General features: G+C 40.2%; 22 protein-coding genes. 19 read left to right on the top strand and 3 right to left on the bottom strand.

What is annotated here, in order from left to right; all coding sequences use genetic code 11:
• Positions 1-147: 147 nt before the first annotated feature.
• The 7 genes from mutY to SM12261_RS05275 all read left to right on the top strand — a co-directional run bounded on the left by mutY (position 148) and on the right by SM12261_RS05275 (position 5,548).
• On the top strand, positions 148-1,323 hold the full coding sequence (mutY, locus tag SM12261_RS05305; RefSeq protein ID WP_000886130.1) for an A/G-specific adenine glycosylase: 1,176 nt from the start codon (positions 148-150) through the stop codon (positions 1,321-1,323).
• 55 nt (positions 1,324-1,378) lie between these two features.
• The gene (gene yycF / locus SM12261_RS05300) at positions 1,379-2,086 is read left to right on the top strand and encodes a response regulator YycF (RefSeq protein WP_000722072.1); all 708 of its coding nucleotides are present in this window, start codon (positions 1,379-1,381) and stop codon (positions 2,084-2,086) included.
• Positions 2,079-3,437, top strand: a complete 1,359-nt coding sequence (gene vicK, locus SM12261_RS05295; RefSeq protein ID WP_000571163.1) for a cell wall metabolism sensor histidine kinase VicK — start codon at positions 2,079-2,081, stop codon at positions 3,435-3,437. The genes yycF and vicK overlap by 8 nt, the downstream gene beginning before the upstream one ends.
• Entirely contained in the window at positions 3,430-4,239 is an 810-nt protein-coding gene (locus SM12261_RS05290; protein ID WP_000004960.1) for an MBL fold metallo-hydrolase, read from the top strand. Before vicK ends, SM12261_RS05290 begins: the two co-directional genes overlap by 8 nt.
• 90 nt (positions 4,240-4,329) lie before the next feature.
• Entirely contained in the window at positions 4,330-4,572 is a 243-nt protein-coding gene (gene relB / locus SM12261_RS05285) for a type II toxin-antitoxin system RelB family antitoxin (RefSeq protein WP_000208079.1), read from the top strand.
• Between the two features lies 1 nt (position 4,573).
• Entirely contained in the window at positions 4,574-4,828 is a 255-nt protein-coding gene (locus tag SM12261_RS05280) for a type II toxin-antitoxin system RelE family toxin (protein ID WP_004239453.1), read from the top strand.
• A gap of 42 nt (positions 4,829-4,870) precedes the next feature.
• A complete protein-coding gene (locus SM12261_RS05275; protein ID WP_000566125.1) occupies positions 4,871-5,548 on the top strand; it encodes a potassium channel family protein in 678 nt (225 codons plus the stop codon).
• 37 nt (positions 5,549-5,585) lie between these two features.
• Here the strand turns inward: SM12261_RS05275 and SM12261_RS05270 are convergent, their stop codons facing one another.
• Together SM12261_RS05270 and SM12261_RS05265 are read right to left on the bottom strand one after the other, a co-directional pair.
• Positions 5,586-5,933 carry a DUF6568 family protein gene (locus tag SM12261_RS05270; RefSeq protein WP_000434630.1) on the bottom strand — a complete coding sequence of 116 codons (348 nt, stop codon included), beginning with the start codon at positions 5,931-5,933 and terminating at the stop codon, positions 5,586-5,588.
• 111 nt (positions 5,934-6,044) lie between these two features.
• Positions 6,045-7,763 (bottom strand): phospho-sugar mutase, encoded by a 1,719-nt coding sequence (locus SM12261_RS05265; protein WP_000121686.1) that lies wholly within the window; start codon positions 7,761-7,763, stop codon positions 6,045-6,047.
• Between the two features lie 153 nt (positions 7,764-7,916).
• On the opposite strand from SM12261_RS05265, the gene SM12261_RS05260 reads away from it, so the two are divergent.
• The 12 genes from SM12261_RS05260 to SM12261_RS05205 all read left to right on the top strand — a co-directional run bounded on the left by SM12261_RS05260 (position 7,917) and on the right by SM12261_RS05205 (position 25,767).
• Positions 7,917-9,818: an ABC transporter ATP-binding protein gene (locus SM12261_RS05260; RefSeq protein WP_000584858.1), complete on the top strand. Its 1,902-nt coding sequence runs from the start codon at positions 7,917-7,919 to the stop codon at positions 9,816-9,818.
• Position 9,819: 1 nt separating this feature from the next.
• Positions 9,820-10,683: an Rgg family transcriptional regulator gene (locus tag SM12261_RS05255; protein ID WP_000400541.1), complete on the top strand. Its 864-nt coding sequence runs from the start codon at positions 9,820-9,822 to the stop codon at positions 10,681-10,683.
• Positions 10,684-10,759: 76 nt separating this feature from the next.
• Positions 10,760-11,938 carry an MFS transporter gene (locus SM12261_RS05250; RefSeq protein WP_001083047.1) on the top strand — a complete coding sequence of 393 codons (1,179 nt, stop codon included), beginning with the start codon at positions 10,760-10,762 and terminating at the stop codon, positions 11,936-11,938.
• Between the two features lie 92 nt (positions 11,939-12,030).
• Positions 12,031-13,989, top strand: a complete 1,959-nt coding sequence (gene ligA / locus SM12261_RS05245) for an NAD-dependent DNA ligase LigA (protein ID WP_004239449.1) — start codon at positions 12,031-12,033, stop codon at positions 13,987-13,989.
• Positions 13,990-14,142: 153 nt separating this feature from the next.
• Positions 14,143-16,428, top strand: a complete 2,286-nt coding sequence (pulA, locus tag SM12261_RS05240; protein WP_000483702.1) for a type I pullulanase — start codon at positions 14,143-14,145, stop codon at positions 16,426-16,428.
• A 195-nt stretch (positions 16,429-16,623) separates the two neighbouring features.
• A complete protein-coding gene (locus SM12261_RS05235) occupies positions 16,624-18,048 on the top strand; it encodes an NADP-dependent glyceraldehyde-3-phosphate dehydrogenase (RefSeq protein WP_000199366.1) in 1,425 nt (474 codons plus the stop codon).
• Positions 18,049-18,320: 272 nt separating this feature from the next.
• A complete protein-coding gene (glgB, locus tag SM12261_RS05230) occupies positions 18,321-20,249 on the top strand; it encodes a 1,4-alpha-glucan branching protein GlgB (RefSeq protein ID WP_000360137.1) in 1,929 nt (642 codons plus the stop codon).
• The gene (locus SM12261_RS05225; protein ID WP_000787285.1) at positions 20,239-21,381 is read left to right on the top strand and encodes a glucose-1-phosphate adenylyltransferase; all 1,143 of its coding nucleotides are present in this window, start codon (positions 20,239-20,241) and stop codon (positions 21,379-21,381) included. Before glgB ends, SM12261_RS05225 begins: the two co-directional genes overlap by 11 nt.
• The gene (gene glgD / locus SM12261_RS05220; RefSeq protein ID WP_000687028.1) at positions 21,371-22,510 is read left to right on the top strand and encodes a glucose-1-phosphate adenylyltransferase subunit GlgD; all 1,140 of its coding nucleotides are present in this window, start codon (positions 21,371-21,373) and stop codon (positions 22,508-22,510) included. Before SM12261_RS05225 ends, glgD begins: the two co-directional genes overlap by 11 nt.
• A complete protein-coding gene (gene glgA, locus SM12261_RS05215) occupies positions 22,507-23,940 on the top strand; it encodes a glycogen synthase GlgA (RefSeq protein ID WP_000697311.1) in 1,434 nt (477 codons plus the stop codon). Before glgD ends, glgA begins: the two co-directional genes overlap by 4 nt.
• Before the next feature lie 58 nt (positions 23,941-23,998).
• Positions 23,999-24,643 carry a phosphoserine phosphatase SerB gene (gene serB, locus SM12261_RS05210; RefSeq protein ID WP_000084503.1) on the top strand — a complete coding sequence of 215 codons (645 nt, stop codon included), beginning with the start codon at positions 23,999-24,001 and terminating at the stop codon, positions 24,641-24,643.
• 8 nt (positions 24,644-24,651) lie between these two features.
• Positions 24,652-25,767 (top strand): glycerate kinase, encoded by a 1,116-nt coding sequence (locus SM12261_RS05205; RefSeq protein ID WP_000706386.1) that lies wholly within the window; start codon positions 24,652-24,654, stop codon positions 25,765-25,767.
• Here SM12261_RS05205 and SM12261_RS05200 read toward each other — a convergent pair.
• Positions 25,764-26,210, bottom strand: a complete 447-nt coding sequence (locus SM12261_RS05200; protein WP_000131089.1) for a DUF1694 domain-containing protein — start codon at positions 26,208-26,210, stop codon at positions 25,764-25,766. The two genes, SM12261_RS05205 and SM12261_RS05200, sit on opposite strands and share 4 nt — an antisense overlap.
• Positions 26,211-26,307: the final 97 nt, after the last annotated feature.

The raw sequence follows: 26,307 nt of genomic DNA, 5'->3' as shown, positions 1-26,307 counted from the left end.
AATGAAAATCAAAGAGCAAACTAGGAAACTAGCCGCAGGCTGTACTTGAGTACGGCAAGGCGACGTTGACGTGGTTTGAATTTGATTTTCGAAGAGTACTAATACTAGGAAAAGGACAGTTAGAATCTTCTGTGTTATACTAGAGATATGTTAGATTTGAAAGAATACGGTATCGTCATGTGGCCGGAGGAGAAGATCATTTCTTTCCGTGAGAAACTTCTCGCTTGGTATGATGAAAACAAAAGAGATTTACCGTGGCGTAGAAGTAAAAATCCTTATCATATCTGGGTGTCTGAAATTATGCTCCAGCAAACTAGGGTGGATACGGTTATCCCTTATTACGAACGATTCTTGGACTGGTTTCCAACAGTAGAAAGTTTGGAGAATGCGCCTGAAGAGCGTTTGTTGAAGGCTTGGGAAGGTTTGGGTTATTATTCTCGAGTTCGTAATTTACAGGCTGCAGCCCAGCAGATTATGACTGATTTTGGTGGTCAATTTCCAAACACCTATGAAGGAATTTCCAGCTTGAAAGGAATTGGACCTTACACTGCAGGAGCCATTTCCAGTATTGCTTTTAACTTGCCTGAGCCAGCTGTAGATGGTAATGTCATGCGTGTTTTGGCACGTCTATTTGAAGTTAATCACGATATTGGGATTCCAAGTAATCGTAAAATTTTTCAGGCAATGATGGAAATCTTGATTGACCCAGAAAGGCCTGGTGACTTTAATCAAGCTTTGATGGACTTAGGATCTGATATTGAGGCGCCTGTAAATCCCAGACCAGAAGAAAGCCCAGTTAAGGACTTTAGTGCGGCATATCAGAATGGCACAATGGACCGTTATCCAATTAAGGCTCCCAAGAAAAAGCCTGTTCCAATTTATCTTAAAGCCTTGGTGGTCAAAAATACTCAGGGACAATTTTTACTTGAAAAAAATGAAAGTGAAAAGCTATTGGCAGGTTTTTGGCATTTCCCCTTGATAGAAGTTGATAACTTTTCGCAAGGAGAGCAGTTTGACCTCTTTCATCAGGTTGCAGAAGAAAGCGTGAACTTTGGTCCCAGTCCAGAAGAGAGTTTCCAGCAGGACTATGACCTAGATGTTGATTGGCTTGATATTTATTTTGAGACTGTCAAGCATATCTTTAGTCATCGTAAGTGGCATGTTCAAATTGTAGCAGGTCAGGTGAGTGACTACAATGACTTTCCAGATAGGGAAGTTCGCTGGCTTTCACCAGAAGAGTTTAAGAATTACCCACTTGCCAAACCCCAACAAAAAATCTGGCAGGCTTATGCACAAGCCAACTTAGACAGTAGTAAAGACTAGCTATTGTGTCTTCTTTTTATTTTTTTGATATAATAGTAGAGAAAAAGGTGAACAAATGAAAAAAATATTAATTGTAGATGATGAAAAACCAATCTCGGATATTATCAAGTTTAATATGACCAAGGAAGGTTACGAGGTTGTAACTGCTTTTAATGGTCGTGAAGCACTAGAACAATTTGAAGCAGAGCAACCAGATATTATTATTCTGGATTTGATGCTTCCCGAAATTGATGGTTTAGAAGTTGCAAAGACTATTCGTAAGACGAGTAGTGTTCCTATTATCATGCTGTCAGCTAAAGACAGCGAATTTGATAAGGTTATTGGTTTGGAGCTTGGAGCGGATGACTATGTGACAAAACCCTTCTCAAATCGTGAGTTGCAGGCGCGTGTTAAAGCTCTTCTTCGTCGTACGGACTTGGTTTCTGTAGATAATCAAGAGTCAGATGAAAAGAAAACCCAACCTTTGCAAATTGGGGACTTGGAGATTGTACCAGATGCCTATGTGGCTAAAAAATATGGTGAAGAACTAGACTTGACCCACCGTGAATTTGAACTTTTGTACCACTTGGCTTCTCATATTGGTCAAGTGATTACCCGTGAACACTTGCTTGAAACGGTCTGGGGGTATGATTATTTCGGAGATGTTCGGACTGTTGACGTAACTATCAGACGTTTGCGTGAGAAGATTGAAGATACACCTAGTCGTCCAGAGTATATCCTAACACGTCGTGGTGTTGGTTATTATATGAGAAATAATGATTGAATTGATTAGAAAAAATATTCTTACTAGTGATTTTATCTTCATTTTAATTTTATTGGGTTTTATCTTGATTGTTACCTTGCTTTTGCTAGAAAATCGGCGAGATAATATTCGGTTGAAGCAAATTAATCAAAAAGTTAAAGACTTGATTGCAGGAGATTATTCTCAGGTATTGGATATGCAGGGAAGCTCTGAAATCACTAATATTACCAATAATCTCAATGATTTATCAGAAGTAATCCGTTTGACCCAAGAAAATCTGGAACAAGAGAGTAAACGATTGCACAGTATCCTCTCTTACATGACAGATGGAGTCCTCGCGACCAATCGTCGTGGTAAGATTACTATGATTAATGACATGGCTAAGAAACAGCTAGGTGTTCAGAAGGAAGATGTTCTCAATAAAAGTATTCTAGAATTACTTAAGATTGAAGATGAGTATGAACTTCGTGATTTGATTACCCAAGTTCCTGAACTCATGATTGATTCTCAGGATGCCAATGGTGAGTATCTGAGCCTTCGTGTACGCTTCGCCTTGGTGCGTCGTGAGTCTGGATTTATCTCAGGTTTGGTAGCTGTTTTGCATGATACGACGGAGCAGGAGAAGGAAGAACGCGAACGAAGACTCTTTGTTTCCAACGTTAGTCATGAGTTACGGACGCCTCTGACTAGTGTAAAATCCTATCTTGAAGCCTTGGATGAGGGAGCCTTGTCAGAACCTGTTGCACCAGACTTTATCAAGGTGTCTCTAGACGAAACCAACCGTATGATGCGGATGGTGACAGACCTTCTCCATCTTTCTCGAATTGATAATGCAACTAGTCACCTAGATGTGGAACTGATTAACTTCACAGCCTTTATTACCTTTATTCTTAACCGCTTTGATAAGATGAGGGGATCAGACGAAGAAAAGAAATATGAATTGGTTAGAGATTATCCGATTACGTCTGTCTGGATTGAAATTGATACAGACAAGATGACGCAGGTGATTGATAATATTCTCAACAATGCCATTAAATATTCTCCAGATGGTGGAAAAATCACAGTGACCATGAAGACGACTGATGATCAGATGATTTTATCCATCTCAGACCAAGGATTGGGTATTCCTAAGCAGGATTTGCCACGTATCTTTGACCGTTTCTACCGTGTGGATCGTGCTAGAAGCCGTGCTCAAGGTGGAACAGGGCTAGGACTGTCTATCGCTAAAGAAATTATCAAACAACATAATGGTTTTATTTGGGCCAAGAGTATATATGGTAAGGGATCAACCTTTACCATTGTGCTCCCTTATGATAAGGATGCAGTGAAGGAAGAAGTATGGGAGGACGAAATAGAAGACCAGAATGAGTGAAACAGGCTTTAAATACAGTATTTTAGCGTCGGGTTCCAGTGGAAATTCCTTTTATCTGGAAACGCCAAAAAAGAAACTTTTAGTGGATGCAGGCTTATCTGGTAAGAAAATCACCAGCCTACTTGCTGAAATAAATCGCAAGCCAGAAGACTTGGATGCCATTTTGATTACCCATGAGCATTCAGACCATATCCATGGAGTCGGTGTGTTGGCTCGCAAGTATGGTATGGATCTTTACGCCAATGAAAAGACCTGGCAGGCTATGGAAAATAGCAAGTATCTTGGCAAGGTGGATTCTTCGCAAAAGCATATCTTTGAAATGGGCAAAACAAAAACCTTTGGAGATATCGACATCGAGAGTTTTGGTGTAAGTCATGATGCAGTCGCACCGCAGTTCTATCGCTTTATGAAGGATGACAAGAGTTTTGTCCTTTTGACAGATACAGGTTATGTTAGTGACCGTATGGCAGGAATTGTCGAGAATGCAGATGGCTATCTTATCGAGTCCAACCATGATGTAGAGATTTTGCGAGCAGGTTCTTACGCTTGGCGACTCAAACAACGAATACTATCGGATCTGGGTCACCTTTCTAACGAGGACGGTGCTGAAGCTATGATTCGTACCTTGGGAAACCGCACTAAGAAAATCTACCTTGGTCATTTATCTAAGGAGAACAATATCAAGGAACTGGCTCATATGACCATGGTAAATCAGTTGGCTCAAGCTGATCTTGGAGTTGGGATAGACTTTAAGGTATATGATACCTCACCAGATACCGCAACACCATTGACAGATATATAGAAAGAACGCTAAGAAGGTGTTCTTTTTATATTGACTGAACACCTAAAAAGTAATACAATGGTGTTACTATTAAAAAAGGGAGTGCAAAAGATGACTACTATTACATTAAAAGTTTCTGAAGCTGATAAAACATTTATGAAAGCAATGGCTAAGTTTGAAGGGGTTTCCCTGTCGGAACTTATCCGCACCAAAACTCTTGAAGCTCTAGAAGATGAATACGATGCTCGTGTGGCAGATTTAGCCTATCAAGAGTATTTAGAAGACTTGGAAAAAGGAGTTGAACCCATTACTTGGGAAGAAATGATGCATGATTTAGGCTTGGAGGATGAATAATTTGTATAAATTAGTTCCAACAAGACGTTTCATCAAGCAATTGAAAAAATTGGATCGTTATACGCAGAAGATAATTACAAACTATTTACAAACCAATGTTTTGGAAGACCCAAGACGACACGGAAAGGCTTTGGTTGGTAATCGCGTTGGTCAATGGCGCTATAGAATTGGTAATTATCGAGTTATCGTACAAATTGTAGATGATGAATTAGTCATTGCTACTTTAGAAGTTGGTCATCGGAGAGATATTTATTGAATTAAAGTTGAGTATATTCTGGTATTACTTGGATTTGCTGAGATGATTGATTTAGACAGTCCTCCATACAGTATTATTGACTTGCTACTTTGGTTTGTGTTTGTGGTAGATTATAGTTGGCGGTTCTTTTCAAGTAAAGCAAAATGGAGGTTTATACTTGAAAATATCTTTGACTTGTTAGCTATCCTTCCTTTAAATGCTATTTTTACAGTATTGCGATTAGGGCGTATCTTCCGCTTAGCAAGGCTGACAAAATTACTGAAACTGACTCGTTTACTTAGAATAATTGGACTTACAGGTAAATTAGAAAGAAAAATTAGTAGATTCTTACGGACAAATGGCCTGATTTATATCTTGTATGTTAATATTTTTATTGTTCTAGTAGGAAGTTCAATTTTATCTGTAGTTGAAGAAAAATCTTTCTCAGATAGTCTTTGGTGGGCTCTTGTGACAGTAACCACTGTTGGTTATGGTGATATTGTTCCAGTTTCCCTTTTTGGGAAATGGCTAGCTTTTTTATTAATGTTGGTAGGGATTAGTACAATAGGAATGTTAACAAGTGCCTTGACGAACTTTTTTGTAAAAGATAATCCAGATGAACAGATAAAACTTGATAAACTCCAAGACGAATTATCGGGCCAAAGAATATTAATAGAGAAACAATCTGAGAAAATCGAAGAACTGCATCGGATGATACAAGATTTGCTTGAAAAAACGTAATTTTGACCATTTAAAAACCACTCGATGAGTGGCTTTTTTACAATCCAGCGAAATCTTTGATTTCTTGTGCTGACATTGAAGAGTCGCAACGGACATTGATTTGTCCATCCGCAATGTGAACAAATCCTGGTACAGTTGGGATTCCGTAGCGTGAGCGGAATGCTTGCAACTCATTGAGTTGGCTTGGTTCTTCACTGTTGATGAAGTAGATGTGAGCTTTAGTGTCAGCTACGACACCTGCCAAGGTACCAGCAAATTTACGGCAGTAAGGGCAAGTTTTGCGACCGATAAAGAAGGTTGCAGTTTCTTTTTTATCAAGAGCTTCTTCCGCACGCGCTACTGTAGTGACTTCAAGGTCTTTGATATTATCTAAAAATTGTTCCATGAGATTACCTCGCTTTCATTGATAAGTCTAGTATGCCATAAAGTTTCTAAAATTGCTTAGATTTGATACGAAAAAAAGATGAGATTGGTTGGTCTCATCTTTTATAGGGCTTTATTTTACAAAAGCATTGATTTCTGCTTCGATGTTAGCGATTTTAGCTTGTGATTCTTCGTTGGTTTCACCTACAACTGCAATGTAGAACTTGATTTTTGGTTCTGTACCTGAAGGGCGAACAGCAATCCATGAACCGTCAGCAAGTGTGTATTTCAAAACATCACTTGGAGGAGTTGTCAAATTTGTAACAGTACCGTCAGCAGCAGTGGCAGTTTGAGCCTTGAAGTCTTCTACTACAGTGATAGCTGTTGCATTCCATTCTTTTGGAGCGTTGTTACGGAATTTAGCCATAATCGCTTTGATTTGTTCAGCACCATCAACACCTGAAAGGGTAACAGAGATAGTTTTTTCTGCGTAGTAGCCGTATTCTTTGTAGATTTCTTCGATACCGTCAGCAAGTGTCAAACCACGAGAACGGTAGTAGGCAGCAAGTTCAGCAACGACAAGAACGGCTTGAATAGCGTCTTTATCACGTACGAAAGGTTTAATCAAGTAACCGAAGCTTTCTTCAAATCCCATCATGTATGTGTGATTGTGTTTTTCTTCGAATTCTTGGATTTTTTCAGCGATAAATTTGAAACCTGTCAAAACGTTGAACATGGTTGCGCCGTAGCTTTCAGCAATCTTCGTTACCAAGTCAGTTGATACGATAGATTTGCAGAGGGCTGCGTTTTCTGGAAGAGTTCCAGCGTTTTTGTGGGCTTCCAAGATGTATTTAGCCATGATAGCACCGATTTGGTTACCTGAAAGGTTGAGGTAGCTACCATCTTTTTGAAGAACTTCAACACCAACACGGTCAGCGTCTGGGTCAGTTGCCACAAGAACATCTGCACCAACTTGACGACCAAGTTCTTCAGCAAGGGCAAAGGCTGCTTGGCTTTCTGGGTTTGGAGATTTTACAGTTGAGAAGTCAGGATCGGCAGTTGCTTGCGCTTCAACGACTTGAACAGAGTCAAATCCTGCTTGGGCAAGAGCGCGACGAGCCAACATTTCACCAGTACCATGAAGTGGTGTGTAGACAATTTTCATGTCTTTACCAAATTCTTCAATCAAGGCTGGGTTGATGTTTACGTCCTTAACTTCTTTGAGGTATTCAACATCGACAGCTTCGCCGATAACTTCAATCAAGCCAGAAGCTTTTTCAGCTTCCACATCAGCAACTTCTACAGCAAATGGATTTTCGATTGCACGGATATATGTAGTCAAAGCGTCTGCGTCGTGTGGAGGCATTTGTCCACCGTCTTCACCGTAAACCTTGTATCCGTTAAATGGTGCAGGGTTATGACTGGCTGTGACCATGATACCCGCAAAACAGTTGAGGTGACGAACTGCAAATGATAGTTCTGGAGTTGGACGAAGGCTTTCAAATACGTAAGATTTGATGCCGTGTTTAGCAAGAACTGCCGCAGATTCAAAGGCAAACTCAGGTGAGAAGTGACGGCTATCGTAGGCAATTGCGACACCGCGTTCTTTTTCGTTTCCACCTTTAGACTCAATCAAACGAGCCAATCCTTCAGTAGCTTGACGCACAACGTAGATGTTGATGCGGTTTGTACCAGCACCAATCAAGCCACGCATACCTGCAGTACCAAATTCAAGATTTGTATAGAAGGCATCTTCCTTAGTTTTTTCGTCCATATTTTCCAAATCTTGACGAAGGTAATCAGGAAGCTCCGCAAAATCAACCCATTTCTGGTAATTTTCTTGGTAAGACATTGAAATTCTCCTTTTTGTAAATTGTTTTAACCGTTCACATTATAGCACTTTTTAGCGTTTTAGTAAAACGGTAGCATAATTTTCAGAAAAGTAGTGACATATGCCTGTTTATCAAGTCTTGAATGCCTTAGGGAAACATGCTATACTACTCTTATGATTATTTTACAAGCTAATAAAATTGAACGTTCTTTTGCAGGAGAGGTTCTTTTTGATAATATAAACCTGCAGGTTGATGAACGAGATCGGATAGCCCTTGTTGGGAAAAATGGTGCAGGTAAGTCTACTCTTTTGAAGATTTTGGTTGGAGAAGAGGAGCCAACTAGTGGAGAAATCAATAAGAAAAAAGATATTTCTCTGTCTTACCTAGCCCAAGATAGCCGTTTTGAGTCTGAAAATACCATCTACGATGAGATGCTTCATGTCTTTGATGATTTGCGTCGGACGGAGAAACAACTTCGTCAGATGGAGCTAGAGATGGGAGAAAAGTCTGGTGCTGATTTGGATAAACTGATGTCAGATTACGACCGCTTATCTGAGAATTTTCGCCAAGCAGGTGGCTTTACCTATGAAGCTGATATACGAGCGATTTTAAATGGATTTAAGTTTGACGAGTCTATGTGGCAGATGAAAATTGCCGAGCTTTCGGGTGGTCAAAATACTCGTCTGGCACTGGCTAAAATGCTCCTTGAAAAGCCCAATCTCTTGGTCTTGGACGAGCCAACCAACCACTTGGATATTGAAACCATTGCCTGGCTAGAGAATTACTTGGTAAACTATAGCGGCGCCCTTATTATTGTCAGCCACGACCGTTACTTCTTAGACAAGGTTGCGACAATTACGCTGGATTTGACCAAGCATTCCTTGGATCGCTATGTGGGCAACTACTCTCGTTTTGTTGAGTTAAAGGAGCAAAAGCTAGCTACTGAGGCAAAAAACTATGAAAAGCAACAAAAGGAAATCGCTGCTCTGGAAGACTTTGTCAATCGCAATCTAGTACGTGCTTCGACGACCAAACGAGCCCAATCTCGACGCAAACAACTGGAAAAAATGGAGCGTTTGGACAAACCTGAAGCTGGCAAGAAATCAGCCAACATGACCTTCCAGTCTGAAAAAACGTCGGGCAATGTTGTTTTGACTGTTGAGAATGCAGCTATTGGCTATGATGGGGAAATATTGTCAGATCCTATCAACCTAGACCTTCGTAAGATGAATGCTGTTGCTATTGTTGGACCAAATGGTATTGGCAAGTCAACCTTTATCAAGTCTATTGTGGACCAGATTCCTTTTATCAAGGGTGAGAAGCGCTTTGGCGCCAATGTTGAGGTTGGTTACTATGACCAAACCCAAAGCAAGCTGACACCAAGTAATACTGTACTGGATGAACTCTGGAATGATTTTAAACTGACACCAGAAGTTGAAATTCGTAACCGTCTAGGTGCCTTCCTTTTCTCAGGAGATGATGTTAAAAAATCAGTCGGCATGCTGTCTGGTGGCGAGAAAGCCCGTTTACTTCTGGCTAAACTTTCCATGGAAAACAACAACTTCTTGATTCTGGATGAGCCAACCAACCACTTGGATATTGATAGCAAGGAAGTGTTGGAAAATGCCTTGATTGACTTTGATGGAACTCTTCTATTCGTCAGTCACGACCGTTACTTTATCAATCGTGTGGCAACTCATGTACTGGAATTGTCTGAGAATGGATCAACTCTCTATCTTGGAGATTACGACTACTATGTCGAGAAGAAAGCAGAAGTAGAAATGATTCAAACTGAGGAAATTTCAACTACTAATCAAGCAAAAGAAGCAAGTCCAGTTAATGACTATCAAGCTCAGAAAGAAAGTCAAAAAGAAGTTCGCAAACTCATGCGACAAATCGAAAGTCTAGAAGCTGAAATTGAAGAGCTAGAAAGTCAAAGCCAGGCCATTTCTGAACAAATGTTGGAAACCAACGATGCCGACAAACTGATGGAATTACAGGCTGAACTGGACAAAATTAGCCACCGTCAGGAAGAAGCGATGCTTGAATGGGAAGAATTATCGGAGCAGGTGTAAAATGGAACATCTTGGAAAGGTATTTCGTGAATTTCGAACAAGTGGAAATTATTCTTTAAAGGAGGCGGCAGGGGAGTCCTGTTCAACTTCCCAGTTATCTCGCTTTGAGCTTGGGGAGTCTGACCTAGCAGTTTCTCGTTTCTTTGAGATTTTGGATAACATTCATGTTACAATCGAAAATTTCATGGACAAGGCAAGGAATTTTCATAATCATGAACATGTTGCCATGATGGGACAAATTGTACCCCTTTACTACTCAAATGATATTGCAGGTTTTCAAAAGCTTCAAAGAGAACAACTTGAAAAGGCTAAGAGTTCGACGAATCCCCTTTATTTTGAGCTGAACTGGATTTTGCTACAAGGTCTGATTTGTCAAAGAGATTCGAGTTATCATATGGAGCGGGATGATTTGGATAAGGTAGCAGATTATCTCTTCAAAACAGAAGAATGGACCATGTATGAGTTGATTCTTTTTGGAAACCTCTATAGTTTCTACGATGTGGACTACGTCACTCGAATTGGTAGAGAAGTGATGGAGAGGGAGGGATTTTATCAAGAAATTGGTCGCCATAGAAAACTGGTCTTGATTTTAGCCCTTAATTGTTACCAGCATTGTTTAGAGCATCTTTCTTTTGACAATGCAAGATATTTTGAGACTTATACAGAGAAGATTATTGGTAAAGGTATTAAACTTTATGAGCGTAATGTTTTCCATTATTTAAAAGGTTTTGCCTTGTATCAAAAGGGACAGTGTAAAGTAGGCTGTAAGCAGATGCAAGAGGCCATGCATATTTTTGACGTGCTAGGTCTTCCAGAGCAAGTAGCCTACTATCAGGAACACTACGAGAAATTTGTCAAAGATTAATTTTCCCAAATATGGGAAAAATGAGAAACTCCTCCAAGTTTTGATACAATAGTTTCAAAATTTGAGAGGAGTTTTTATGAATCGCTATGCCGTACAGTTGATTAGCCGTGGAGCTGTTAACAAGATAGGGAATATGCTCTATGATTATGGAAATAGTGTCTGGTTGGCTTCCATGGGGACTATCGGACAGACAGTTTTAGGAATGTATCAGATTTCTGAACTGGTCACATCTATTCTCGTAAATCCTTTTGGTGGAGTCATTTCAGACCGTTTTTCTCGTCGTAGGATTTTAATGGTGACAGACCTTGTTTGTGGGATTCTTTGTCTGGCTATTTCTTTCATAAGGAATGACAGCTGGATGATTGGCGCTTTGATTTTTGCCAATATTGTGCAGGCTATTGCTTTTGCCTTTTCTAGACCTGCAAATAAGGCCATTATCACAGAATTGGTAGAGAAGGATGAACTGGTCCTCTACAATTCTCGTTTGGAGTTGGTCTTGCAGGTTGTCAGTGTGAGTTCTCCTGTACTTTCTTTTCTGGTCTTACAATTTGCAAGTCTCCATCTGACGCTCTTACTAGATGCTTTGACTTTTTTTATAGCATTTGTTCTAGTGGCCTTACTTCCAAAAGAAGAACCAATGGTTCAAGATAAGAAACTTTTTACTGGTAAAGATATTTTTGCAGATATCAAAGATGGCTTGCACTATATCTGGCATCAAAAAGAGATTTTCTTTCTCCTGTTAGTGGCTTCCAGCGTTAATTTCTTTTTTGCGGCTTTTGAGTTTTTGCTTCCTTTTTCAAATAAACTATATGGAGTAGAAGGAGCTTATGCGACTATCTTAACCATGGGTGCGATTGGCTCAATTATAGGAGCACTGATAGCAAATAAATTTAAATCAAGTATGAATACACTTTTGTTCTTATTGATTTTAACAGGAGTAGGAGTTTTCATGATGGGTTTGCCTCTGCCCAATATTTTAACCTTTTCTGGAAACCTGATTTGTGAACTCTTTATGACGATTTTTAATATTCACTTCTTTACACAGGTACAGACCAAGATTGATGGAGAATATTTGGGTAGGGTATTGAGTACCATTTTTACACTGGCAATTCTCTTTATGCCGCTTGCGAAAGGTTTGATGACCTTTCTTCCAAGTGTCCATCTTTATTCTTTCTTGATTATTGGACTTGGAGTTGTCGCCTTATCCTTCTTAGCTCTAGGCTATGTACGAACTCATTTTGAAAAAGAGACATAAGTTTGCTTGGACTTCAAAAATAATTCCAATCTAAGTGTTTTTTCCGCCCTTCTCGTTTGTGAGAAGGGCTTAATTTATGGTAAAATAGTTTTATGAATAAAAGAATGAATGAGTTGGTCGCCTTGCTCAATCGCTATGCGACTGAGTACTATACCAGCGATAATCCCTCGGTTTCAGACAGTGAGTACGACCGTCTTTACCGTGAGTTGGTTGAGTTAGAAACTGCCTATCCAGATCAAGTGTTAGCAGATAGTCCGACCCATCGTGTTGGTGGCAAGGTTTTAGATGGTTTTGAAAAATACAGTCATCAGTATCCTCTTTATAGTTTGCAGGATGCTTTTTCACGTGAGGAGCTTGAAGCTTTTGATGCGCGTGTTCGTAAGGAAGTGGCTCATCCGACCTATATTTGTGAGCTGAAAATTGATGGCTTGTCTATATCGCTTACTTATGAAAAGGGGATTTTAGTTGTTGGTGCAACACGTGGAGATGGTTCTGTTGGGGAGAATATCACGGAAAACCTCAAGCGTGTTAAGGACATTCCTTTGACTTTGCCAGAAGAACTAGATATCACAGTTCGTGGGGAATGTTATATGCCACGCGCTTCTTTTGACCAGGTCAACCAAGCACGACAAGAAAATGGAGAGCCTGAATTTGCCAATCCTCGTAATGCGGCAGCAGGCACCCTGCGACAGTTGGATACGGCAGTAGTAGCCAAGCGCAATCTTGCTACCTTCCTCTATCAAGAAGCCAGTCTTTCAACTCGTGACAGTCAAGAAAAGGTGTTGAAGCACCTTGAACAACTAGGTTTTGTGGTTAATCCTAAGCGAATCTTGGCAGAAAACATAGATGAAATCTGGAATTTTATCCAAGAAGTAGGACAGGAACGGGAAAACCTGCCTTATGATATCGATGGAGTGGTAATCAAGGTAAACGACCTAGCAAGTCAAGAAGAACTTGGTTTTACCGTTAAGGCTCCAAAGTGGGCAGTGGCCTACAAGTTCCCAGCTGAAGAAAAAGAAGCTCAACTCTTATCAGTTGATTGGACAGTTGGCCGTACGGGTGTTGTAACCCCAACAGCCAATCTAACACCAGTACAACTAGCTGGTACAACTGTTAGCCGTGCGACTCTGCATAATGTGGATTATATTGCTGAAAAAGATATCCGCAAAGATGATACGGTTATCGTCTATAAGGCTGGTGACATTATCCCTGCCGTTTTACGTGTAGTAGAGTCCAAACGGATTTCTGAAGAAAAACTAGATATCCCTACAAACTGTCCAAGTTGTAACTCTGACTTGTTGCACTTTGAAGATGAAGTGGCCCTCCGTTGTATCAATCCGCGTTGCCCTGCCCAAATTATGGAAGGTTTGATTCACTTTGCTTCTCGAGATGCCATGAATATTACAGGACTCGGTCCATCAGTAGTTGAGAAGCTATTTGCTGCTAATCTGGTTAAGGATGTGGCAGATATTTACCGATTACAAGAAGAAGATTTCCTCCTTTTAGAGGGGGTTAAGGAAAAGTCTGCTTCTAAACTGTATCAAGCTATTCAAGCATCTAAGGAAAATTCTGCCGAGAAGCTCTTATTTGGTTTGGGAATTCGTCATGTCGGAAGCAAGGCCAGTCAGCTGTTACTTCAACATTTTCATTCAATCGAAAATCTGGCTCAGGCAGATCCAGAGGAAGTGGCTAGTATTGAGAGTTTGGGTGGTGTGATTGCCAAGAGTCTTCAGACTTATTTTGCGACAGAAGGCTCTGAAATTCTCCTAAGAGAATTGAAAGAAGCTGGGGTAAATCTGGACTATAAAGGTCAGACTGTAGTGGCAGATGCAGCCTTGTCAGGCTTGACCGTTGTATTGACTGGAAAATTGGAGCGACTCAAGCGCTCAGAAGCTAAAAGTAAACTCGAAAGTCTGGGTGCCAAAGTGACAGGCAGTGTTTCTAAAAAGACAGACCTCGTTGTTGCAGGAGCAGATGCTGGAAGTAAACTTCAAAAAGCACAAGAACTTGGTATTGAGGTTCGAGATGAAGCTTGGCTAGAAAGTTTATAAAGAATAGTAGAAGGCTAGGTGTTAGATAGTCTGAAACTGTCTTTCCTAAAGTGTTTTGACATGGATTGAGTCTATCTTGAGTAAGAAATTAAATCGCTGAATCTATCAGCACCACATAAAAAATTAAATTAAAATTAGAAATTAGGAAAAGAAATGTTTAATTACCCTGTAGTCATCCATTTTCATCGAAAAAACGGGGATTATGCAGCCTGTTCATTTAGTAGAAAACAGGCGGACAATGTTGAAAAATTGTATTATGAAAATAACTTTTTTGGAGCAAAGTTCTCCTTCACAGTTACAAGTCAAGAAAAGTTAGAAAACCTGAAGTTTTCTGTCGAGATTGATGGGACAGTTAAGGAATATTCCGTGCGTTATAACTACTATCCGCTTCTGACAGAAGTTTGGATTTTAGAGGGCGACGAGACTGTTTATTATTCTGAAAACCCAGCCATTGCTAGTCCTTACTACAAAGATCAAAATCCATTTGCTTTTGATAGAGCAATACATAGCGCTAGTTTTGATCACCACTGGGGCTACCAAGGAGAACTAGGTTACAGTCTTTCAGATTATCAGACTAGCTTTAAACTTTGGGCTCCTACGGCTACTGCTGTACAGGTGGTTGTCTACGAAAATACCAGCAACGACGCTCCGATTTGGAAAACCTTTAATCTAGAGCGTGGTAATAGCTATTCATACAGTCATAAGTACAATACCATTGGTGTTTGGAGTCTAGACTTAGATGAAAATCTTGCTGGCAAGGCTTATCAGTATCAGATTGACTTTCCTCACCACCAGACTGTGACGAGAGATCCTTACACGATTGCCACAAGTCCTGACGGCAAACGTTCCGTAATTCTTTCTCATCAAGACAGACAAGTAGAAGGATTTGTGGTCAAACATGGAACAGAAGCGCCTTGGCGTTTGGAAAATCCATGTAAAGCAGTTATCTGTGAAATGCATATCCGAGATTTAACCAAATCTCCGACCTCTGGAGTTGCAGAGCATCTCCGTGGAACCTTCCTTGGTGCTGCCCAGACTGGAACTGTAAACCAATTCGGACAAGCAACCGCCTTTGACTATATCAAAGAACTTGGCTGCAACTATGTTCAACTCCAGCCTATCTTTGATCGCCATAAGGAATACGATGAGGATGGAAATGTAACCTATAACTGGGGTTATGACCCTCAAAACTACAATGCACCAGAACCAAGTTTTTCTAGTAATCCAGATGATCCAGGGCAGGTCATTCGTGATTTGAAGACCATGGTTCAAGCCTATCACGATGCGGGGATTGGTGTCATTATGGACGTGGTTTATAATCACACCTTTTCAACGGTTGATGCACCTTTCCAAACAACTGTCCCTGATTACTACTATCGTATGAATCCAGACGGTACCTTCCAGAATGGAACAGGTGTTGGAAATGAAACAGCCAGTGAACACGAAATGTTCCGCAAGTACATGATTGATTCTCTTCTATACTGGGTACAGGAATACAATATTGACGGCTTCCGTTTTGACTTGATGGGTATTCATGATGTCAAAACCATGCAAGCGATTCGTTGGGCGCTAGATGAGGTTGATCCCTGTATTATCACTTATGGAGAAGGCTGGGATATGGGAACAGGTCTTGCAACTTATGATAAGGCCAAGAAGGATAATGCCTACCAAATGCCAAATATCGGATTCTTCAATGATAATCAGCGTGATGCGGTCAAAGGAGGAGAAGTTTATGGTGCAATCAAGTCAGGATTTGTAAGTGGTGCAGCCACTGAACCAATCATTGCCAAGGCCATTCTTGGTAGCCGAGAATTGGGTTCTTATCTCAGTCCAAACCAGGTTCTCAACTATGTTGAAGCCCATGACAATTACAATCTTCATGATTTGTTGGCGACTCTTCATCCTGATCAAAGTTCAGACCAGATTATGCGCAAGGTTGAGACAGCGACAGCAATGAACCTTCTCATGCAAGGAATGTCCTTTATGGAAATTGGCCAAGAATTTGGTCGAACCAAATTAATTCCGACGGGTGAACATGGACAACTCACTTCGGCAGACCGAGAACGTGCTATGAATAGTTACAACGCTCCTGACAGTGTTAACCAAATAAACTGGGATTTAATCAATGAAAGACAAGAAAGCATTGACTTTGTCCGTCAAATTATTCGACTGAAAACACAGACTAGCGCCTTTTCTTATCCTACATACGAAGAAGTTTACCGTCATGTCTTTGTTCACACAGCTGCAGAAAATAGCGGATGGATTGTTTACGAGATTCACGGGGGGCCAGAACATCTATTGGTAGTATTCAATGCCAAGGGAACTTCCTTATACTTTGAAAATGCAGGAAATCTAGAAATGCTTGTGACCAATAGTCGTTCGAAACAAGAAAATGTCATTGATGATACTAGTGTCGCAGTGCTAAAAGTACTCTCTTAAATGCATAAACTAAAAAGGGTTAGATTGTCTAATCCTTTTTATCATTTATAAGTTTTCAATGAAGATTAGAATCAAGTTTCAAATAGTTTGAAAAACCAAGCTTGTGAAAATAATCTCAAAAAAATTGCAAAAAGGGTTGTAATTTTCTGAAAATTTGGTAAAATATATCTTAATCATTTTCAGGAGGACGAGAATTTGACAAGATATCAGAATTTAGTAAATGGAAAATGGAAATCAGCTGAAAAAGAAATTACGATTTATTCACCAATAAACCAAGAAGAATTAGGGACTGTTCCAGCTATGACTCAGGCAGAAGTAGATGAGGCTATGAAAGCTGCGCGTGCAGCCCTGCCAGCTTGGCGAGCTTTATCAGCAGTTGAACGTGCGGCTTATTTGCACAAAACAGCAGCTATTTTAGAACGTGATAAGGAAGAAATTGGTACTATACTTGCCAAAGAAGTGGCAAAGGGAATTAAAGCAGCTATTGGAGAAGTGGTGCGTACCGCAGACTTGATTCGCTATGCTGCTGAGGAAGGTCTCCGTATCACTGGACAAGCAATGGAAGGTGGCGGTTTTGAAGCAGCAAGTAAAAATAAATTGGCCGTTGTTCGTCGCGAGCCAGTTGGTGTCGTGCTGGCTATCGCTCCCTTTAATTATCCAGTTAATTTATCTGCTTCTAAAATTGCACCTGCCTTGATTGCAGGGAATGTAGTCATGTTTAAGCCACCAACACAAGGTTCTATTTCTGGGCTCTTGTTGGCTAAAGCGTTTGAAGAAGCAGGGATTCCGGCTGGTGTTTTCAATACCATTACGGGTCGTGGTTCAGAAATTGGGGATTATATCATTGAACACAAAGAAGTCAACTTCATCAACTTTACAGGTTCAACTCCTATCGGAGAACGTATTGGTCGTTTAGCTGGTATGCGTCCAATCATGTTGGAGCTTGGTGGGAAAGATGCAGCCTTAGTACTAGAAGATGCAGATTTGGAACATGCTGCCAAGCAAATTGTTGCGGGTGCCTTTAGCTATTCAGGTCAACGTTGCACAGCCATTAAACGTGTTATTGTTATCGAAAGTGTAGCAGATACACTAGCTGCTTTGCTTCAAGCAGAGGTTACTAAATTAACAGTTGGCGATCCATTCGACAATGCTGATATCACACCAGTTATCGACAATGCTTCAGCAGACTTTATTTGGGGCTTGATTGATGATGCACAAGAAAAAGGTGCTCAGGCTCTTACACCAATCAAACGCGAAGGCAATCTTCTATGGCCAGTGCTTTTTGACCAAGTTACAAAAGATATCAAAGTGGCATGGGAAGAGCCATTTGGTCCTGTTTTACCAATTATCCGTGTGGCTAGTGTAGAGGAAGCCATTGCCTTTGCCAACGAATCTGAATTCGGCCTTCAATCCTCAGTCTTTACAAATGATTTCAAAAAAGCATTTGAAATTGCTGAAAAACTTGAAGTGGGTACAGTTCATATAAATAATAAAACCCAGCGTGGTCCAGATAATTTCCCATTCCTTGGTGTCAAAGGTTCTGGCGCTGGAGTGCAAGGAATTAAATATAGTATTGAAGCGATGACAAATGTCAAATCCATTGTTTTTGATGTGAAATGAAATGTAAAATCAGGAGATTCGTTTCCTGATTTATTTTTTTACTTAAAATTATATTTTTGTTAGCTAAATAACGAACTTTATGATAGTATTATAAAAAAACAATTCGTTTTCAAAGCGTTTCTGAAAATTTCTTGATTTACAAGTGAACACATCAGTGAATTTGTTGAAGACTTTCAAAAGATTTTTTTGCAAATTCCGTAATTTACTTGAATCTTCCCTAAAAAGGTAGTATAATAAATCTATAGAAAACGCTTACAGAAATAGGAGGGTGTATGGATAAGAATAATGCTTTAGAAACCTTTATGACAGGTGAAAATTTTCACCTCCAGCACTATCTGGGAGCTCATAGGGAAGAAAAAAATGGAGAGTATGGCTATACTTTTCGTGTGTGGGCGCCTAATGCTCAGGCTGTTCACTTGGTAGGGGATTTCACCAATTGGGTTGAAAATCAAATTCCGATGGAACGGAATGAATTTGGAGTCTGGGAAGTCTTTACCAGTCTTGCTCAAGAAGGCCAAATTTATAAGTACCATATCACGCGTGCAAATGGTCATCAACTGATGAAGATTGACCCTTTGGCTGTTCGATATGAGGCACGACCTGGTACTGGGGCTATTTTAACAGATATTCCAGAAAAGAAATGGAAGGATGGCCTCTGGCTAGCCCGTAGAAAACGCTTGAGCTTTGAAGAGCGTCCTGTCAATATTTATGAGGCTCATGCTGGCTCTTGGAAGAGAAATCCGGATGGCAGCCCCTATAGTTTTGCTCAATTGAAAGATGAACTTATTCCTTACTTGGTTGAGATGAATTATACTCACATTGAGTTTATGCCCCTGATGTCTCACCCACTAGGTTTGAGTTGGGGCTATCAGCTTATGGGTTACTTTGCTCTAGAGCATGCCTATGGTCGTCCTGAAGAATTTCAAGATTTTGTTGAGGAATGTCACTTAAACAATATAGGCGTTATTGTAGACTGGGTACCTGGTCACTTTACTATCAATGATGATGCCTTGGCCTATTATGATGGAACACCGACTTTTGAATACCAAGACCATAATAAGGCTCATAACTACGGTTGGGGAGCTCTCAATTTTGACCTTGGAAAGAATGAAGTCCAGTCCTTTTTGATTTCTAGTATCAAGTTTTGGATTGACTTTTACCATCTAGATGGTATTCGCGTAGATGCCGTTAGCAATATGCTCTATCTTGACTACGATGATGCTCCATGGACACCTAATAAAGATGGTGGCAATCTCAACTATGAAGGCTATTATTTCCTTCAACGCTTAAATAATGTGATTAAACTAGCTCATCCAGATGTGATGATGATTGCAGAAGAAAGTTCATCAGCTACTCAGATTACTGACACTAAGGATTCAGATGGTCTAGGATTTGACTACAAGTGGAATATGGGCTGGATGAATGATATCCTCCGATTCTACGAAGAAGATCCGATTTACCGTAAATATGACTTTAATCTGGTGACTTTCAGCTTTATGTATGTTTTCAATGAAAACTATCTCCTACCATTCTCGCACGATGAAGTGGTTCATGGCAAGAAGAGTATGATGCACAAGATGTGGGGAGATCGCTACAATCAATTTGCAGGCTTACGTAATCTCTACACTTACCAAATTTGTCACCCTGGTAAGAAATTGCTCTTTATGGGTAGCGAATACGGCCAATTCCTAGAATGGAAATCTGAAGAGCAGTTGGAATGGTCTAACCTAGAAGATCCAATGAATGCTAAGATGAAGTATTTCACTTCTCAGCTAAACCAGTTTTACAAAGACCACCGCTGTCTGTGGGAAATTGATACCAGCTATGATGGTATTGAAATCATCGATGCGGATAATCGAGACCAGAGTGTTCTTTCCTTCATCCGTAAGGGTAAGAAGGATGATATGTTAGTCTGTATCTTTAATATGGCACCTGTTGAACGAAAAGATTTTACAATCGGACTTCCTGTTGCAGGGATTTACGAAGAAGTCTGGAATACTGAGTTAGAAGAGTGGGGAGGCGTTTGGAAAGAACATAATCAAACTGTGCAAACGCAAGAAGGGCTATGGAAAGATTATGAGCAGACCTTGACCTTTACCCTACCGGCTATGGGAGCAAGTGTTTGGAAAATCAAACGTCGCTTGAAACCTACTAAAACCGTCACAAGTAAAAACCAAAAAGGAGTAGAAAATGAAGAATGAAATGTTAGCTTTGATTCTTGCTGGTGGGCAAGGAACTCGTCTCGGTAAACTTACTCAAAGCATCGCAAAACCAGCTGTGCAATTTGGTGGGCGCTACCGTATCATTGACTTTGCTCTTTCAAACTGTGCCAACTCAGGCATCAACAATGTTGGAGTCATTACACAGTACCAACCACTTGCTCTCAATAACCATATTGGTAATGGTTCAAGCTGGGGACTAGATGGTATCAATTCTGGTGTCTCTATTCTTCAACCTTATTCTGCAAGTGAAGGAAATCGTTGGTTTGAGGGGACTAGCCACGCCATTTACCAAAATATTGATTATATCGACAGTGTAAACCCTGAGTATGTTTTGATTCTATCTGGGGACCATATCTACAAAATGGATTATGATGATATGCTCCAGTCTCACAAGGATAATAATGCTAGTTTGACAGTAGCAGTTCTTGATGTTCCTCTTAAGGAAGCTAGCCGTTTTGGTATCATGAATACAGATGCAAACAATCGTATTGTTGAATTTGAAGAAAAACCAGCTCAACCTAAATCTACCAAAGCTTCTATGGGAATCTATATCTTTGATTGGCAACGTCTCCGCAATATGCTTATTGTTGCTGAAAAGAGCAAAGTCGATATGTCAGACTTCGGTAAAAATGTTATTCCAAACTACCTTGAGTCAGGTGAAAGTGTCTATGCCTATGAATTTAATGGTTACTGGAAAGACGTTGGTACAATTGAGTCTCTTTGGGAAGCGAACATGGAGTATATTTCTCCAGAAAATGCCTTAGATAGCCGTAACCGTCAATGGAAGATTTACTCAAGAAACTTAATTTCACCACCAAACTTCCTTGGGGCAAATGCTCATGTGGAAGATTCCTTGGTTGTCGATGGCTGTTTCGTAGATGGAACTGTTAAACATTCTATCCTCTCAACAGGTGCGCAAGTTCGCGAAGGGGCAGAAGTAGTAGATTCAGTTATCATGAGTGGTGCAATTGTCGGTCAGGGAGCTAAAATCAAACGTGCCATTATTGGTGAAGGTGCAGTTATTTCTGATGGTGTCGAAATTGATGGGACAGAAGAAGTACAGGTTGTAGGATATGATGAAGTAGTGGGGGTAGCAACAGATGAAGATTGATAAATATTCTGCCATTTTAGGAAACACAGTTGGTTTTCATGATATGTCAACACTGACAGACCATCGTCCAGTGGCTAGTTTGCCTTTCGGTGGTAAATATCGCTTGATCGACTTCCCACTTTCAAGTCTTGCTAATGCTGGTGTCCGTAGTATCTTTGGTATTTTCCAACAAGATAATATTAGCTCAGTCTTTGACCATATCCGTTCTGGTCGTGAGTGGGGATTGTCAACTCTTCTTAGCCACTACTATCTAGGTATTTACAATACCCGTGTGGAAAGTAGTACAGTTGGAAAAGAATACTACCAACAGCTTCTTACTTATTTGAAACGTTCTGGCTCAAACCAAACAGTTTCACTTAACTGTGATGTTTTGATTAATATTGATTTGAACCAAGTTTTCCATCTACATAGTACAACAAAAGAGCCTATCACTGTAGTTTATAAAAAACTATCTAAGAAAGACATTTCAGAAGTAAACGCAATCTTGGAAGTGGATGAAACAGACCATGTTCGTTCTCATAAACTCTTTGATAGCAAGTTACCAGATCAAATCTATAACATGTCTACAGATATCTTTGTCGTTGATACACCTTGGTTGATAGAACGCTTGGAAGAAGAAGCTAAAAAAGAACATCCAGAGAAGTTGCGCTATGTTTTACGGGATTTGGCTGCAAAAGAAGGGGCTTTTGCCTACGAGTACACAGGCTACCTAGCCAACATTCACTCTGTAGAGTCTTATTACAAAGCTAACAAAGATATGCTTGAATCACAAAAATTCTACTCTCTCTTCTCACCAAATCAAAAGATTTATACAAAGGTCAAAAACGAAGAGCCAACTTATTATGCTAATACATCCAAGGTAAGCACTTCTCAGTTTGCCTCTGGTAGTATTATTGAAGGTCAAGTGGCTAATTCTGTTTTATCACGTAATATTCATGTCCATAAGGATAGCTTGGTTAAAGATAGCATCTTATTCCCTCGTGTTGTTATTGGAGAAGGAGCTCAGGTAGAATATGCTATCTTGGACAAGGGTGTTGAAGTTGCGGATGGAGTTGTGATCCGTGGAACTGCAGAACATCCAGTCGTCGTTAAGAAAGGTGCTAAAGTAACAGAGGATATTCATTCATGAAAATTTTATTTGTAGCAGCAGAGGGTGCACCCTTTTCAAAAACAGGTGGTTTGGGAGACGTCATTGGCGCTCTTCCCAAATCACTAGTAAAAGCGGGACATGAAGTTGCAGTGATTTTACCCTACTATGACATGGTAGAGGCTAAATTTGGAAATCAGATTGAAAATGTTCTTCATTTTGAGGTGAGTGTTGGTTGGCGCAGACAGTATTGTGGAATTAAGAAAACCGTTTTAAACGGTGTAACCTTCTACTTTATTGACAACCAATATTATTTCTTCCGTGGTCATGTTTACGGTGATTTTGACGACGGAGAACGCTTTGCCTTTTTCCAACTGGCTGCCATTGAGGCTATGGAAAGGATTGACTTTATTCCTGAACTTCTCCATGTTCATGACTACCATACAGCTATGATTCCTTTCTTGTTGAAGGAAAAATACCGTTGGATTCAAGCCTATGAGGGCATTAAAACAGTTTTAACCATTCATAATTTAGAATTCCAGGGACAATTTTCAGAAGGAATGTTATGGGATTTGTTTGGAGTCGGCTTTGAACGTTACGCTGATGGCACCCTTCGCTGGAACAACTGTCTGAATTGGATGAAGGCAGGTATTCTCTATGCGGACCGTGTTTCAACCGTTTCACCTAGTTATGCTCATGAAATTATGACCAGTCAGTTCGGATGTAACTTGGATCAGATTCTTCGAATGGAGTCTGGCAAGGTGTCTGGTATCGTGAATGGGATTGATGCTGACCTTTATAATCCTCAGACGGATGCTCTTTTAGATTATCATTTTAATCAGGACGATTTGTCTGGTAAAGCCCAAAACAAGGCAAAATTGCAAGAAAGAGTTGGCTTGCCAGTTAGAGCTGACGTTCCTCTGGTGGGAATTGTTTCTCGTTTGACACGTCAAAAAGGTTTTGATGTGGTGGTGGAAAGTCTTCACCATATCTTGCAAAATGATGTTCAGATTGTTCTTTTGGGAACTGGAGATCCAGCCTTTGAAGGAGCTTTCTCGTGGTTTGCTCAGATTTACCCAGACAAGCTATCAGCAAATATCACTTTTGATGTCAAACTTGCTCAAGAAATCTACGCTGCTTGCGACCTCTTCCTCATGCCGAGTCGTTTTGAACCGTGTGGTTTGTCTCAGATGATGGCTATGCGTTACGGAACCTTGCCATTGGTCCATGAAGTTGGTGGCTTGCGAGATACCGTTAAAGCCTTCAATCCAATCGAAGGAAGCGGTACTGGCTTTAGCTTTGACAATTTATCTCCTTACTGGTTAAATTGGACTTTCCAAACAGCTTTGGACTTGTATAGAAACCATCCTGATGTTTGGAGAAACCTACAAAAACAAGCTATGGAGTGTGATTTCTCGTGGGATACAGCCTGCAGGTCATACCTTGAGTTGTACCATAGTTTAGTTAATTAATAGATAAAATCGTATGATGACTTCATACGATTTTTGGGCTGTTTAGAGAGGAGAACTGATGTCTCAAGTAAAAGGTTTGTGTGTTATGGATGTTGACGGCACCTTACTCCTAGAAGAAGTAATTGATCTTTTGGGAAGAGAGGCAGGTCGTGAGGAGGAAATTTCGCTGATTACAAGTCGGGCAATGAGAGGAGAGTTAGACTTTGAAACGAGTTTACGAGAGAGAGTAGCTTTGTTAAAAGGCCTCCCTGATTCGGTCTTTGATACAGTATTCAACTCTATTCATCTATCGCCAAATGCACAGAAATTTATCTCTATTCTCCAAAAGAATGGAATCCTAGTTGGTCTGGTGTCCGGTGGATTTATACCAATAGTTGATAGATTAGCAAAATCACTTGGAATTGCCCATTTCTCTGCCAACCAACTTGAAGTCAAAGATGGTCTTTTAACTGGAAAATTGATTGGACAAATTATAAGTCCTGAGGTCAAAAAAGAGACTCTGGAAAAATGGAGAGAGGAACTAAAACTTCCTCAAGAAAGAACTGTTGCAATCGGTGACGGGGCCAATGACTTATTAATGTTGAAGTCAGCAGGACTGGGAATTGCTTTTTGTGCCAAAGAAGTACTGAAACAAGAAATACCAAACCATGTTGACAAGAGGGATTTTTTAGAAGTTCTTCCCTTGATTGACTGTTTAGAATGAGGGAAAATATGAAGATTGTAATTGCACCAGATTCGTTTAAGGAAAGCTTGTCCGCTCAACAGGTAGCTGAAGCAATAAAAAGAGGCTTCCAACAATCGATAGCAGATGTAGACTGTCTCCTCTGCCCTGTTGGGGATGGGGGAGAAGGCACTGTAGATTCCATTCGACATTCTCTTGACCTTGAAGAAAAATGGATCCAAGTTACAGGACCTTTTGGACAAAAAGAAGCCATGCGCTATTTTCAAAAAAGTCAACTGGCACTATTTGAAGTTGCCGACTTGGTTGGCCTTGGAAAAATTCCGCTAGAGAAACGAAATCCACTTCAAATCCAAACTTGTGGTATTGGAGAGTTGATTCGTCATCTCATTGCTCAAGGGATTAAAGAAATCTATATCGGCGTTGGTGGCACGGCCAGTAATGACGGAGGAATTGGGATCACTGCTGGTTTAGGTTATCGATTTTATGATAGGGATGGAAATGTCTTGCCCGCTTGCGGTCAGTCCTTATTAAACTTAGCTTCTATGTCAACAGAAAATCGCTATGAAATTCCTGAAGGTGTTCAAATCCGTATTTTAGCAGATGTCGCGAGTCCCTTATGTGGTTATCAAGGTGCGACTTACACTTTTGGCAAACAAAAAGGTTTACATCCTACTATGTTTGCAGTCGTAGATCAGGCAATCCAAGATTTTTATGAAAAAGCCTCACCTGTAACATTGGAAATTAAAGGAGCAGGAGCTGGTGGAGGCATTGCTGGCGGTTTGTGTGCCTTTGCTCAAGCAAGTATCGTATCTGGAATTGACACTTGTTTAGATTTGATTGACTTTGATAAGAAAGTTTCAGATGCTGACTTGGTTATTGTTGGAGAAGGAAGGCTAGATCGTCAAAGTTTAGCAGGGAAAGCGCCGATAGGGGTAGCAAAAAGAACCCCTGTCGGAGTTCCTGTTATTGCTATTTGCGGTAGTCTCGCTGAAGATTTACCTTCACTACCATTTGAAAATATCCAAGCTACCTTTTCTATTTTAGAGAAAAGCGAACCTTTAGAAGATAGTTTGAAAAATGCCAGTCTCTATCTGGAGCGCACGGCTAACAATATTGGGCATTTATTAAATATGCGCAATATTTAGCCAAACCATTTCTTCCAGAAGGATGTTTTGGCTGGTTCTTCCTTTTTAACTTTCCAAAGTTTTGCAAAAGCAAGTCGAAGGTTCTTTTCTTCTACTTGAACTGGTGCATTGGTGTGGATAATAAGGCCAAAAGGAGAAGAAGTATGCTCTTCAGATACAATGGTAGCTTGACTATCAGTTTCTTTTGCTTCTTTTAAGTAGAAAACTTGTTTGTCAAATTCGATATTTGGTGAAATCTTCACAAATAGTGGTTCTGCTTTTTCCTGAAGATTTTCTAAAATAGATAAAAAGCCTTTTTCTAACTGAGGGCTATTTGCTGTGTCAATATCTGCATATCCAAGAACTCTTTCCTCAAAAGTGCCAAGATAGCGTCTTTGCTCATCTGGATTTAATTTTGGTCCACCATGAGCTTTTTCAAGTAATTGTTTTGATAAATCTGTCATGAAAACAGTATATCATAAAAGTTAGAATAAAACAGACAAAAGAAAGCGATTACTTTATAAAGTTAAGGAAAATTTGCACAAAGATAACGTTTTTTCT

The sequence above is a fragment of the Streptococcus mitis NCTC 12261 genome (assembly GCF_000148585.2).
Taxonomy (GTDB): Bacteria; Bacillota; Bacilli; order Lactobacillales; family Streptococcaceae; genus Streptococcus; species Streptococcus mitis.
This window is presented reverse-complemented; position numbering and strand designations above follow the sequence as displayed.

What these genes read in the sequence shown, in the direction of transcription:
- mutY (WP_000886130.1), top strand. Translation starts at nt 148, where the DNA reads ATGTTAGATTTGAAAGAATACGGTATCGTCATGTGGCCGGAGGAGAAG.
- yycF (WP_000722072.1), top strand. Translation starts at nt 1,379, where the DNA reads ATGAAAAAAATATTAATTGTAGATGATGAAAAACCAATCTCGGATATT.
- vicK (WP_000571163.1), top strand. Translation starts at nt 2,079, where the DNA reads ATGATTGAATTGATTAGAAAAAATATTCTTACTAGTGATTTTATCTTC.
- SM12261_RS05290 (WP_000004960.1), top strand. Translation starts at nt 3,430, where the DNA reads ATGAGTGAAACAGGCTTTAAATACAGTATTTTAGCGTCGGGTTCCAGT.
- relB (WP_000208079.1), top strand. Translation starts at nt 4,330, where the DNA reads ATGACTACTATTACATTAAAAGTTTCTGAAGCTGATAAAACATTTATG.
- SM12261_RS05275 (WP_000566125.1), top strand. Translation starts at nt 4,871, where the DNA reads ATGATTGATTTAGACAGTCCTCCATACAGTATTATTGACTTGCTACTT.
- SM12261_RS05270 (WP_000434630.1), bottom strand. Translation starts at nt 5,933, where the DNA reads ATGGAACAATTTTTAGATAATATCAAAGACCTTGAAGTCACTACAGTA.
- SM12261_RS05265 (WP_000121686.1), bottom strand. Translation starts at nt 7,763, where the DNA reads ATGTCTTACCAAGAAAATTACCAGAAATGGGTTGATTTTGCGGAGCTT.
- SM12261_RS05260 (WP_000584858.1), top strand. Translation starts at nt 7,917, where the DNA reads ATGATTATTTTACAAGCTAATAAAATTGAACGTTCTTTTGCAGGAGAG.
- SM12261_RS05255 (WP_000400541.1), top strand. Translation starts at nt 9,820, where the DNA reads ATGGAACATCTTGGAAAGGTATTTCGTGAATTTCGAACAAGTGGAAAT.
- SM12261_RS05250 (WP_001083047.1), top strand. Translation starts at nt 10,760, where the DNA reads ATGAATCGCTATGCCGTACAGTTGATTAGCCGTGGAGCTGTTAACAAG.
- ligA (WP_004239449.1), top strand. Translation starts at nt 12,031, where the DNA reads ATGAATAAAAGAATGAATGAGTTGGTCGCCTTGCTCAATCGCTATGCG.
- pulA (WP_000483702.1), top strand. Translation starts at nt 14,143, where the DNA reads ATGTTTAATTACCCTGTAGTCATCCATTTTCATCGAAAAAACGGGGAT.
- glgB (WP_000360137.1), top strand. Translation starts at nt 18,321, where the DNA reads ATGGATAAGAATAATGCTTTAGAAACCTTTATGACAGGTGAAAATTTT.
- SM12261_RS05225 (WP_000787285.1), top strand. Translation starts at nt 20,239, where the DNA reads ATGAAGAATGAAATGTTAGCTTTGATTCTTGCTGGTGGGCAAGGAACT.
- glgD (WP_000687028.1), top strand. Translation starts at nt 21,371, where the DNA reads ATGAAGATTGATAAATATTCTGCCATTTTAGGAAACACAGTTGGTTTT.
- glgA (WP_000697311.1), top strand. Translation starts at nt 22,507, where the DNA reads ATGAAAATTTTATTTGTAGCAGCAGAGGGTGCACCCTTTTCAAAAACA.
- serB (WP_000084503.1), top strand. Translation starts at nt 23,999, where the DNA reads ATGTCTCAAGTAAAAGGTTTGTGTGTTATGGATGTTGACGGCACCTTA.
- SM12261_RS05205 (WP_000706386.1), top strand. Translation starts at nt 24,652, where the DNA reads ATGAAGATTGTAATTGCACCAGATTCGTTTAAGGAAAGCTTGTCCGCT.
- SM12261_RS05200 (WP_000131089.1), bottom strand. Translation starts at nt 26,210, where the DNA reads ATGACAGATTTATCAAAACAATTACTTGAAAAAGCTCATGGTGGACCA.